General features: G+C 38.2%; 14 protein-coding genes. 2 read left to right on the top strand and 12 right to left on the bottom strand.

Features of this window, described 5'->3' with window-relative positions; genetic code table 11:
- Positions 1–18 precede the first annotated feature (18 nt).
- Together MKY46_RS21765 and MKY46_RS21770 are read left to right on the top strand one after the other, a co-directional pair.
- On the top strand, positions 19–1,194 hold the full coding sequence (locus MKY46_RS21765; protein WP_058843894.1) for a hypothetical protein: 1,176 nt from the start codon (positions 19–21) through the stop codon (positions 1,192–1,194).
- Positions 1,195–1,361: 167 nt separating this feature from the next.
- Positions 1,362–1,976: an exosporium glycoprotein BclB-related protein gene (locus tag MKY46_RS21770; RefSeq protein ID WP_058843893.1), complete on the top strand. Its 615-nt coding sequence runs from the start codon at positions 1,362–1,364 to the stop codon at positions 1,974–1,976.
- A gap of 82 nt (positions 1,977–2,058) precedes the next feature.
- On the opposite strand, the gene MKY46_RS21775 is transcribed toward MKY46_RS21770, so the two are convergent.
- The 12 genes from MKY46_RS21775 to MKY46_RS21830 form a co-directional block, all read right to left on the bottom strand.
- The gene (locus MKY46_RS21775) at positions 2,059–2,571 is read right to left on the bottom strand and encodes a YfiT family bacillithiol transferase (RefSeq protein ID WP_036128632.1); all 513 of its coding nucleotides are present in this window, start codon (positions 2,569–2,571) and stop codon (positions 2,059–2,061) included.
- 79 nt (positions 2,572–2,650) lie between these two features.
- On the bottom strand, positions 2,651–3,307 hold the full coding sequence (locus MKY46_RS21780; RefSeq protein WP_082673706.1) for a hypothetical protein: 657 nt from the start codon (positions 3,305–3,307) through the stop codon (positions 2,651–2,653).
- A gap of 367 nt (positions 3,308–3,674) precedes the next feature.
- Positions 3,675–5,228, bottom strand: a complete 1,554-nt coding sequence (locus tag MKY46_RS21785; RefSeq protein ID WP_036128636.1) for a BCCT family transporter — start codon at positions 5,226–5,228, stop codon at positions 3,675–3,677.
- 117 nt (positions 5,229–5,345) lie between these two features.
- Entirely contained in the window at positions 5,346–6,116 is a 771-nt protein-coding gene (locus MKY46_RS21790; protein ID WP_036128638.1) for an alpha/beta hydrolase, read from the bottom strand.
- Positions 6,113–6,895: an ABC transporter ATP-binding protein gene (locus MKY46_RS21795; protein ID WP_036128674.1), complete on the bottom strand. Its 783-nt coding sequence runs from the start codon at positions 6,893–6,895 to the stop codon at positions 6,113–6,115. Before MKY46_RS21795 ends, MKY46_RS21790 begins: the two co-directional genes overlap by 4 nt.
- A 29-nt stretch (positions 6,896–6,924) precedes the next feature.
- Positions 6,925–7,956, bottom strand: a complete 1,032-nt coding sequence (locus tag MKY46_RS21800) for a FecCD family ABC transporter permease (protein ID WP_271911233.1) — start codon at positions 7,954–7,956, stop codon at positions 6,925–6,927.
- Positions 7,949–8,956, bottom strand: coding sequence for a FecCD family ABC transporter permease (locus MKY46_RS21805; protein ID WP_036128640.1), 1,008 nt, complete (start codon positions 8,954–8,956; stop codon positions 7,949–7,951). The genes MKY46_RS21800 and MKY46_RS21805 overlap by 8 nt, the downstream gene beginning before the upstream one ends.
- A 162-nt stretch (positions 8,957–9,118) precedes the next feature.
- On the bottom strand, positions 9,119–10,099 hold the full coding sequence (locus MKY46_RS21810) for an ABC transporter substrate-binding protein (RefSeq protein ID WP_036128642.1): 981 nt from the start codon (positions 10,097–10,099) through the stop codon (positions 9,119–9,121).
- Between the two features lie 203 nt (positions 10,100–10,302).
- Positions 10,303–11,133, bottom strand: a complete 831-nt coding sequence (locus MKY46_RS21815; RefSeq protein ID WP_036128644.1) for a helix-turn-helix domain-containing protein — start codon at positions 11,131–11,133, stop codon at positions 10,303–10,305.
- A 10-nt stretch (positions 11,134–11,143) separates the two neighbouring features.
- Positions 11,144–11,275 carry a hypothetical protein gene (locus tag MKY46_RS21820; protein WP_268987995.1) on the bottom strand — a complete coding sequence of 44 codons (132 nt, stop codon included), beginning with the start codon at positions 11,273–11,275 and terminating at the stop codon, positions 11,144–11,146.
- Positions 11,265–11,609, bottom strand: a complete 345-nt coding sequence (locus MKY46_RS21825) for a DinB family protein (RefSeq protein WP_230593980.1) — start codon at positions 11,607–11,609, stop codon at positions 11,265–11,267. The genes MKY46_RS21820 and MKY46_RS21825 overlap by 11 nt, the downstream gene beginning before the upstream one ends.
- An 18-nt stretch (positions 11,610–11,627) precedes the next feature.
- Positions 11,628–12,197, bottom strand: coding sequence for a nucleotidyltransferase family protein (locus tag MKY46_RS21830; RefSeq protein ID WP_036128646.1), 570 nt, complete (start codon positions 12,195–12,197; stop codon positions 11,628–11,630).
- Between the last annotated feature and the right edge of the window lie 55 nt (positions 12,198–12,252).

Consider the following 12,252-nt stretch of genomic DNA (forward strand, 5'->3'; position numbering starts at 1 on the left):
TGAAAGGGGTGAACTACAATGGAAGAGTCAAAATTGTATACCACTCAAGAAATTGAAAAATTAAAGCAAAAAATTGAAACCTACAGAGAATCGTTAACTTCATTAAAGATGGGAACGTCAATTGAAGATTTCCTTTATATGCAGCAGGAGTTTGATGGACTGAAAACACAAATGGCCCATTTAGAAGGGATCACAGAGACATTAGATAGTAAACAAAATTCGTATATAAAAGGCTATGATGACCAAATAAAGCTTCTTTCAACACAGATTGAATCTTTGAATCAAACCATTGAAGGGATGAATCAAGAGATTTTAGCGGTTTTAAACAAATTATTAACAGTTGAAGAAAATGATACAACAACCATTCCTTCCTCCATTGAATTGCCTTCTCAAACTTCGGCTACTCTTTTACCTAGACAACCTAGAATGGCTCAGACAACAGATCAAACGACGATTACATCAGCACAGCCCTCTTATAGACTACTGCAAAGTTTGGCAGGTAAAGCTACAAACCACCAACTAAATGTAAATAATAGCGCTCCTTCTCCTGGCAATGATCTACAGGCAACTAAGCCTGAAGAGCGACATTTTAATCAACAATATTTTCAATCAATTAATACGCACCCAAGCCAAATATACAATGGTTTATACAGAAACACGACAGTTGAATCCACCTTCCATTTTAAAAATGCCACGGATGCAAAGGAAGTTCCAGTAAGTATTTATGACCCATCTGCTGTACAGCCTACTTCAAGTGATGAAAACATCGAGAATAATTCTTCTATTGTTCATGAATCGGTTAGCATTGGAACGGAAATAGTAGACGATCCTAGCGAGGTTATGCATTCTGAAAAAGAGGATAACAATCTTGAGTTTTCCCAAATATCTAAAGAATCGTTTGAACAAGTTATTTCGGAATTGCCTAGCGAGCCTGTTAGTCAAGATATTACAGCAATAGTTAGCGAACCTCTCGACCAAGTCATTTCAGAAACAATAGCTGACCCTGTTGACATTTATCATTCTCCTTCTTTAGAAACAGAGGAGTTTGTTGAAGTGTATCAAACCGGAGCAGCTTATGAGGTTCATTCGTCCCTTGAAGAGGAGAATACGCATCCTGAATCTGTAAATAAGCCGATTGAAGAAAATAAGAAGGGAAAGAACTCATTTTTCGATTTCTTTAAAAGATGGAGTTAACTTATTTATTTTTTACATCCACTATGTATTTACACACATAGTGGATGTCTTTTTGTTTCCAATAAAAACTGTCTTTTAAGAATTCATCGAATTTGTAGGTTTAGAAGATAATTGCCCTTAACCCCCAATCTGAACTGAATAGAATAATGAAGAAAGGGGGTGTAAAAATGTGTTTTAATAACTCAATGTGTGGCTGTTCAGGTAACGGTCATGGAAATGGTGAATGTAGTGCACTTGGACCTTTTGTAGCGATTGATGCAGCATGTATTACTCCACCAGTAGCAACAGGCTCACTCATCCCATTCGCTTCTGGAACAGTTCCGGTTATACTAGTATCACTTGCTACAGGTTTAGTGGATACAGTAAGCCTTGTGGGATTCGGTACATCTATTCCAGGCGTATCCCTTGCAGGTACTAATATCGATTTATCAGCATTAGTTGGAACAGAAGCTTTTTCTGTTTCTAGAGCAGGTTCCATTACATCTATTTCAGCTACATTCTCTGCAACTATTGGTGTAACTATAATAGGCTCGGCAACAGTTAGAGCACAAGTTTATCACGCGGTAGCAGGAAGCAATGTCTTCACTCCTACAACAGCATTTGTTGACTTAGCACCAGCTCTTTCAACAGTAGTTCTAGGTACTCTAGCAAGTGGTACAGCAAATGTTACTCCAGTACCAGTATCTGCAGGTGACCGTTTATTAATGGTGTTCTCCGCTACTTCGACAGGAGTAATTGCAACTCTTACTGGTAACGCTAGTGCAGGCATTACTATCGTATAAAATATACTATAAAGTTAAGCAAGCAAATAAGTGATTTCCAGTAACTAGGAAATCACTTATTTCTTTCACAAAATACTATTCTTTAGTTCGTCAAAGCATGCTGAATATGAGCCAAATGATGCTTACCGTGCCATGCATAGAGACCAATTGCATGTTCCAATGTTGTTAGCCCTGAATCAGGATGATGAAAGGCTCTTTGTAATTGTTCCTCCGTTAAGCTTGTCAGTAAATAAACCCAACGTTCATGTAAATTTTCAATTAAATTAAAAGAAGTTGCTACTGGCATTTCAGAATCTGGTAATTGTGCCCATTCCGCTTCATTATATGGCTTAATGGTTGGGACATCCTCTGTTAGCGCTAGCTTAAAACGGATATAGCTATTCATATGACTATCGGCAATATGATGGACTAGCTGTGTAACTGTCCAGCCATTTTCACGATAGGATTTAGCCAATGCATGCTCGCTTGCACCACTTAATGCTTCCGCCAGTTGTTTTGGTAATAAACGAATGTCTACAATCCATTCCTGTACTCGCTGTGGAGTCATTTCTTTTGGGAATTGAAATTGTCCAATAGGGTATCGTAGATCTGTCATAGTGCTATCTCCTCCGTTTCTATTCTCTTACTTTTCCATGGTACCATTAACAGTATTGCCTATTAAAATAGAAATTGTTTTATAACGTTACTTCCATTTGCTTCTTTACGACCTCAACCAAAGCCCTTAGTGGATGAATAATTGTTTGAGCGGTCTGCTCTTCAAATTGTCTTGCCGCATCCATCATTGAGAGCTGAGCTACGGAGATGGCCTTTTGCTCACTCATTAACTTATGTAGAGCTTGTGAAATAGCATCATTATAAGCTTTCTTTTTCCCTTGCATAATGAGATCAAATGTCCCCTTGATGATTTTTGCCTCAACATTTACTGATTTCCCATGCTGCCTAGCATATTGGTGAAGTCTTGCCATCGTTCCTTCTACTGTCGCAGGATTTGTAAAAAGAATAATTTGAGGCTGTTGCACATTACATATGCTTTCAAAAAAAGGCTCGTCAATCTTTATAATGGGTATCGAGGCATTGAACACAGCCTCATTCTCTAATAAAGCAATATAATTTGTACACGTTATTAACATCGCATCCACATCACAGCTAATAATCCATTCTATTTGCTCCTTAACCTTATATGCTACACCATCACTACCTTTCGACACATGCTGTAAAACGCCAGGATCTACAAAATGAAGCAGCTCTAAATCTTCCTCACTTTGAAAAGCTTGCTCTATGTACTCTATATTTGAATGATGAGCATGCAAGCAGCCAAGTTTTTTCATCAATTGTCCCCCCTCTTTCCATTGCAGCTATAGCTAGCTGCTCTCCCATTTCTTCATTCGTTACAACATTACCCAACGAGCAGTATAATTCAATATTTCGTAGAACACTTATACATACTTTACGCTAAATTCTTTTTTTGATTATATTAGTGCATATTCAATTGACTCTGTCGTTGCACTCAGTGTACTAGAGCTTTTTCGTACTCTTGCAAAGCCTGTAGCATCAACTTATATATTCATTGGTGCATCCTTTATCTCTGCTAAAATTACCTTCATAGCTCAACAACTCTTCAATCACCTTTCTTCATATATTTAAACAAAAAGAAACCGTATTATGCACGAATACGGTTTACTGCTTTAATTTTTTTCTTTATTTTTTTGTTTCCTTTTCAATATGCTTTCTTGCTATTTTTAAACGTTGAATGTCCTTTTTCTTCAGAGGAATAACTTCATCCTTCATCATTTTAATGTATGAAAACATGAGTAACAGTAAAATCACGGTAAAGGGCAATGCGGCAATTAACGAGGCGGTTTGCAATGCTTCAAGCCCTCCTGTGTACAATAAAACACCTGAAATTGCAGCCATTAAAATACCCCATACTAGCTTCGATAATATTGTCGGATTTAAAGAACCTTTTGTTGTCATACTTGCCATAATGAATGTGGCGGAATCGGCAGAGGTAACTAAAAATATAACGATTAACAGTATTCCAATTACAGAGGCAAGCGTTGAAACTGGCAAGTGTTCTAACAACTGGAATAGGGCAACAGTTACATCATTATGAACAGATTGAGCGATTTCTGCATCTTGATGTAAATCAAACCACATAGCCGTTCCACCGAATGTGGCAATCCAAAAGCAAGCAATAATAGGCGGAATAATTAATACCCCTATAATGAATTCTCGAATGGTTCTCCCCTTGGATACACGAGCAATAAAGGAGCCAACAAAGGGTGACCAAGCGATTGCCCATGCCCAGTAAAAGATTGTCCAATCCTTCACCCAAGTTCCCCCAACATATGGCTGCATTCTTAAACTGTATTGAATAAAGTTAGAAATGTAATCACCTATCGCTAATGTAAACGTCTCAAGTATGAAAATCGTTGGACCTGTAATAAAAACGAATAACAGTAAGACAATCGCTAAAGTCATATTGACATTACTCAGGATCTTCATGCCCTTTTGAAGTCCTGTCGTTGCAGACAACATATAGCCAATAAACATGATAAGAATAATGGCTACTTGCAAGATAAATGTATCCGGCAAACCAAAGACGAAAGTCAAACCTCCGTTCGTTTGTAGCACGCCAAGCCCTATGGATGTGGCTACCCCCATAACTGTAGCAATGACCGCAAGAATATCGATCGTTCCTTTAACGACTCGATTTGTTCCCGTTATAGGCTCTAAAGCGGTAGAGATGAGCATATTTCTTTTTTTATTGAATTGAACATAGGCCATAACAAGCCCCAATATGGCATAAACAGACCATTGGCTTAATCCCCAATGAAAGAAGGAATAACCCATTGCCAATCTGGCTGCATCCGTTGAAAGAGGTTCTGTGTCACTAAAGGGTGGTGAAAAGTAATGACTCATAGGCTCAGCCACGCCCCAAAAAACCAGTCCGACACCTAGTCCAGCTGAAAAGAGCATGGAAATCCATGTTAGAAAACTAAATTCTGGACGACCATCTTCAGATCCTAAGCGAATGGTGCCATATTTGCTAATCGCCAAGCCAAATAGAAAAATAACGATAATAAAGACTGCCATTAAATAAAACCAACCAAAATAATCCGTTGTCATATGAAATACGCTGTTTGCTACGTTCTTAAATTTTTCCGGTATCGTTGCTCCGATAATGACTAAGAGTAAAATTGCCCCACTAGAAATAAGAAATACTGGGTTCTTTAAAATTTTATTTTGCATACAGCGCCTCCATTTATCCCAGACAGATGACCAAATTTCCTTTATTATGCGTACAATTCAAGTATTTTATTAATGAAAAAAGAAACCGCATTATCAAAAGACAATGCGGTCTACCTATTATTGTGTTTTCTGCATAAAACGTATTGCTCTACTCATAACAGTTGGTACGATAGAGGCATGATTTTCATCTAAAGCTTCATAAAAATCAACTTCCATTATTTTTTCTAACACCGTTGCCATTTGTCGTGCATCATCCACCATAAAGGTTTCAAGTTCACCTGCGCTAATAAACAATGTTTCATTCATATCTTGATGCTCGTTCAAAAATACTGACGCACATTGTACTAATTCGTGCTCATTCCACCAAATAGAAGGGCTAATAGCTAGATAGCGTTGGAAGCTAGATTGATGGTGAAATAGTTGCCAAAGCGTAAAATAACCGCCTAAGGAGTGACCAAATAATGCTTGCTGAGTTTTATTTACTGGATAATGAGCCTCAATTATTGGCTTTAACTCTTCCTCTATAAAGCGGCTAAAATCTACTGCTCCTCCAAGCTTTTCATGACCTTTTCCTTTAAATCGTGCGGGATAGATATACGTCTCTGCTGGCGCTGTAAAATCGTAAAACCTTCTTTCACGCATATCATCACCATGTTCAATGCCCACAACAATGGCTGGTTGAACTCCTGTTTTCGGTGCATTACGACTTTGTAGACGCACGGCTTCCTTTACAAGATTAAAATAAGATGAGCCATCTAGTACATACAACACTGGAAAACCTTCTTCTGGTGCTTCCTCATTTGGTACAAAGATATTAATCGTATACGTATAATCTGTCAATTTTGAAGTTATTTGTTGTGTAGCATACTCTATTTTAGCTGTACTCATTTGTTGTCCTCCTTCAAAATGTCATAGCCATAGCACACAGGTGTATTCGTTACAGGATCTTCCATAATGCGAGCATCAATATTAAATACTTTGCGCATCACCTCTGCACTTAAAATTTCCTGTGGCGTTCCAGATTGCATAATAACACCTTTGCGCATCGCAATAAGATGATCTGAATATCTGGCAGCGTGGTTAATATCATGTAGAACCATCACAATTGTACAGTTGTGCTGCTCATTTAAACTTTTGACAATATCCAATACTTCTAACTGATGTGCCATATCTAAATAAGTAGTAGGTTCGTCCAACAACAAAATATTTGTTTCTTGTGCTAATGCCATCGCTAGCCATACACGCTGACGCTGTCCCCCAGAAAGCTGTGCAAGCTCCCGATTGCGATACTCCATCGTATTCGTGACCGTTAACGCCCACTCAATCATTTCCTCATCCTTATTCGTTAAACGATTGACGTTGTTTCGATGTGGATAGCGACCATACGCAATTAACTCCTCCACTTTTAACTGACCTGGAGCAACAGGTGTTTGAGATAATATGGCTAATTTCTTGGCTATATCTTTCGTCGATAAATTTTGCATGTTTTGCTCCTGCAAATAAACCGTCCCTTGTTGCTTTTTTAAAATACGTCCAATCGTCTTAAGGAGGGTTGATTTACCGCAGCCATTCGGGCCAATGATTGTTGTCACTTTGCCCTCCTCTATCGTTAAATTTAATCCCTCAAAGACACGAACCTGCTCATAACCAGAAGCCAAGTTTTCCATTCTAAATGCAGTTTGCACATCTTTTCCTCCTATGCCTTAGATTTCACCAGTAAATACAAGAAATATGGAATCCCAATAATTGAAACAACAATTCCAACAGCTAGCTCCGATGGTGCAAATACGGTTTTGCCGATAAAATCAGCTAAAATTAACAAACCTGCACCAATTAACGCACTCACGGGCATGACATAACGATGCTGAATACCAACAAGTTGCTTCGCAATATGTGGTGCCATTAAACCGATGAAACCAATACTTCCTGATACGGATACACAAGCACTAACAAGACCGACACTGGCTAATAAAAGCTTCATTTTCTCCTTTTCAACCGCAATCCCTAAACTCGTGATGCTATCCTCTTCAAGCTGAAAATAATCCAGTAAATACGATTTCCTATGCACATAAATGCCTAAGATGACAAGCCAAGGAATCATCGTTAGTACAAAAATCCAATTCGCATTATAAATTGAACCTGCCATCCAAATGGCTGCTGATTCAAAATCTTGTGCACTCATTTTTAAGGATAAGAACAGGGATAAAGCTCCGAACCCACTGTTAATGGCTATACCCGTTAATATTAATCGTTGCATATCGAGATGACCATTTTTCAAAGCAAAAGAAAAAATCAGGATAGCCGCAATCGTTCCACCGATAAAACCGAACAATGGCATCATTAAAATAGACAGCCAGCTGCTCATATCTGCACTCACTAGCTTTAATTGAAAGAAGAACATAAATATGACGACTGCCGCACCTGCTCCTGCATTTATCCCTAAAATACCTGGGTCTGCTAGTCCATTACGTGTAATACCTTGTAAAACTACTCCTGCCATTCCTAAGCCAATGCCAACGAGTCCGGCAATGACGATTCGAGGTAAGCGAAATTCAAAAATAACAAGGTCAAATTTAGAATTTGGCTCAATACGCAATAGTGTTTTGATAACATCCATTACAGACATATCGAAAACACCATTTGTAATATGTAGATAGCTCGCAACTAAAATCAGTAAAACAAGCATCGACATAGTCAAAAAGAATACACTTGAGGTATTTTTACGCACGTTTTTCACCTCCGTGCTTACGAACTAGATATAAGAAGAATGGTACACCAACCAATGCTGTTAGGACACCAATTGGCGTTTCAAATGGATAATTGACAACACGACTTAAAACGTCACAGAGCGCTAAGAAAAAGGCACCAATGACAGCCGCGCAAGGAATAATATAGCGATAATCAACACCAACAAGGAAGCGTGTAATATGTGGTATGACTAACCCTACAAAGGCAATTTTTCCTACTAGGGCTACTGCTGTCCCTGTCAAACATACTACAGCTAGCATACTAATAATACGCACTGCTTTTGTTTTCTGCCCTAGTCCCATGGCAATATCTTCACCTAGTGAAGTAATGGTAATTGCTTTTGCAGATAATAGAGCCAAGACTAATCCTGTCAAACCAAACGGAATAGAAAGGACGAGCATATCCATATCTACCATATGTACCTTTGTGTTATACCAAGCACTTACTGTTTGTGATACTTGGAAATACATAGCAATCGCTGTAGCAATACTACTTAAAAATGTACCAATGACCGTTCCTATAATGGCTAGCCTTACTGGTGATAGACCATTGCGAATTAACGAGCCAAAACCAAAGACAATCCCTGCCCCTAATGCAGAGCCTAGCATTGACAATAAAATCATTTGATAATTTGGTAGCCCTGGAAAAAAGACGATAGCTAATGTGATGACAAATGCAGAGCCATCATTGACCCCCATTAACGAAGGAGATGCTAAATAATTTCGTGTAATCCCCTGCATGACTGCTCCAGCTACTGCTAAAAATCCTCCAACTAGCAATACAGCGGCTACTCTAGGAATACGTCCTGTCCGTATAATTTGATGATCAACATTAGATGGATCGAATGCTGTCATTGACTGCCACACTGTCATTGCACTAATATCTTTAGTTCCATACAGAACGGAAACGAGTGCTATAAGGACAATCAGGAAAGGAGATACCGCTAATATTGAAAATGACACGATGTTTGTTTTTTTCAACTTTCACACCTTTTTCTTTATCCATTTCGCGAAACACAATGTCGATTACTCAGGTGATATACCCTTTGGAAAACAACTACCTTCAATGAAAAAATACGATATCTTACAAAAGGCTGGTAATAGCCCGGTGATATCACCAAATCTACTACCAGCCTGTTTATCTTATTTAAGTAATTTTTCAGCTGCGGCATCTAAAAATTTCACCTTAGACCAAGCAGTACCACCTTGTGCTAATGGCTCAATTGTGTTGACGAAAACTTGATTATTTTGTGCTGCCTTTAAGCTAGTGAAAATTGGATTCTTTTGTAACTCCTCTAACGCTTTTGGAGAATCCGTATTTTCTGATTCCTCAAATTGAAGGAAAATGGCATCTGGGTTTACTTGCGCTAATGTTTCAAGTGATAATTCAGCTTGTGCTTTTGCAGTTGTTAAAATTTCTGGAACTGGTGCTCCTAAATCTTCATATAGTACAGGGTTTAAATACACACCTGCTGGATAGATGTACATTACGCCACCGCGAACACGAATGATTAACACTTGCTTATCTGCTAATTGCTCTTTGGATTTCACTTGTGCATCAGCAACTTTTGCTTCATAGTCTGAGATGATTTTCTTAGCATCATCTTCTTTATCAGCTAACTGTGCAAGCAATGTTAAATTTTCCTTCCAGTTTGTTGAAATATGTGAGTATGGAATCATTGTTTGAATTTTATTCAACTTTTCAGCCGTTTCTTCAGGGAATTTCGAAGTACCCACGATTACATCAGGGTCCAGATTAAGAATGGCTTCTGCATTTGGCTCCATTTTATTTCCTACAAGTGTAGCACCTTCAAAATCTGATGCTAGATAAGCAGGAATTTTGCCACCAACTTCAAGTACACCGGCTGGCTTAATACCAAGCATTGCAGCATCTTCCATAGATTCAAGACTTGCAGCGATAATATTGTTCACTTCTGCTGGAAGCTCATATTTCTCACCTAAGTACGTGATTGTCTGTGTTTTAGATTGTTCAGTTTGTGATTCCGTTGCACTTGTTTCTGCTGTATTAGTAGTTGACGTAGACTCCTCTGCCTTATCTGTTCCACATGCAGCCAAAGATAATGCTAAAAGTGCTGGAGCACACATTTTAAAATATTTATTCATAGATATTCTCTCCTAACGAGCTCATATTGATAATGATAATCGTTTTCATATGTATGTCAATACATAATTGATACTCATTATCATTTACGGATACTATCCTAACAAAGTGAAAAAAGATTGTGAATGGACGATTTCGAAAATGACATGGATTTTTGCCGATTTCATCAAAAAAAAACTGCTTCTTTTTTATGAAGAAACAGTTTTTATATATAGTTAGCTTCCTCCATTTTTTCCTTTCGGTATGCTGAAGGTGACAAGCCCGTACATTTTTTAAAAACTCGGCTGAAATAAAAACAATCTACATATCCGACACATTCAGCTACTTCTGCTACAGGAATCACATCATACTCGAGCAATTCCTTTGCACGTCGTATACGATATTCTGTTATATATGTGCTCGGATTCATGCCTGTATGCTGCTCAAACAAATAAGCAAAGCGGCGACGCTCAATACCAAATTCCTTAGAAATATTTGATACGGAAAGTTGCTCCGCATAATTTTCATGTATATACTGTAATGCCTGTTCCATTAACTCACTGGCACTATCTAGAACCTTCATTTTTGCCGCTAAAAGAATATTCTCCAGCAAATTCATAAATAAAGTCTTAGACTTAAATATAGCCATATTCCCCGGAAAGGAATAGCTTTCTATCAATTGCTGAACATGACTAATAATTTGCGTATTAAACCCTGTATTAATTAAAAAATGTTGCTCTGAAAGTGGAAAAAGAGCTACTTCCTCTGTTGGTAGACTGTAGTGAACGACTGCATACTCCCAACCCTTGTGGCCCGTCGCTTTCACTTCGATTGGCATTTGAGGCCCTGCGTGGACAATCATTCCAGGCTCCATCACATAGGGAGTTCCATTAAAGCTAAAGATTGCACTACCTGCAAGGGGAACAACTAATCCACACTTTTCTGGTGCTGTTGTTCTGCCTCTATCAACTTCACCAGGTTCCATTTTTTTAGTAAACACATCTGTAAATTTTACAGAAGCATGTGCAAAATAATCAATTAAATATTTGATATCCATAGGCAAACTCCTATACCTGTATAGCTTTCTGAAGCTGTGAAAAATGATGTACATCGTGATTGATTAATTCTACAAAATAGTCCACAATTGTCAGCTCCGACTGCCCAATTGTAAACGATTGCTGCCATTGCTCATCTGTCAATTGTTGTATGGCCTGAAGTAATCGACTCCTCGTGGAAAATAAAATCTGTCAATGTTGCAAGCATAGGCTGTTCACGACTTTTTTTAGCCGCCATCTTATTCAACTGTGCTGCATCAGGTCCTGTTGGTAAAGGTTCCTCTGTAAAAAGAAAAGGAAGTCGATGATTCAAGACAAATTCATCCCATGACGGAAGATGTCCGATGACCTCAGCAACTGACCATTTTTCAGGTTCGATCGCCATACGCCATTGATTCTCCGATAGTCTCCTCAAATCATTTATCCAGTCAATTGATCTTTCATCATGTTTGATGATATAGATTTTATCTCGTTGCAATGGACTCCCCTCCTTTTTTTACTGAAGATTAATTTCTAATTTTGGCCAACTTACATGCCATTTCTTTTGAAGAATTCTTTGGCGATAAATTGTATAACAATCCTTATTTTCGAGGAAGAATGGTGTCGGCTCTACAATGCCAGCTCCTAAATGCCTAATGCCATATGGTGCAGCAATTTCTAGTGAATCATCTATTAATTTTATCCCAATTGTCGTTGGGATTTCAGGAAAATGAGCGATTCCATCGACAGCAGATTGATACGGCTTACTACCATTTAGCACATGCATTCTTGCCTGATTTTTCACAGACCACGGCTCATTTGGAGATATCTTTCTAAGTTTCTGTTCATACTGTTTTTCTATGTCTTCTGCTAAATTGATTTTATCAAAATATATCACATCAATATCAGCAATTGGTGTTCTTTCTTCTTTTTCATGAAGATAATCCCATACCATGGAACGAATGACCCCAGCACATACCCACCAATCGGGGAGTTGCAATGTATTGATTGTTGATAAAATATTCATCATCCAATCATCTGCTACTATTAAATTTCTTAGTTCTTCCTCCGTTTGTAGTAATCTCACTTCATTAGCCTCCAATTTATATACCACAGTTATATAAGGGCTGTTCAGCTCACAT

The organism is Lysinibacillus sp. FSL M8-0355, assembly GCF_038008985.1.
Lineage (GTDB): Bacteria > Bacillota > Bacilli > Bacillales_A > Planococcaceae > Lysinibacillus > Lysinibacillus fusiformis_D.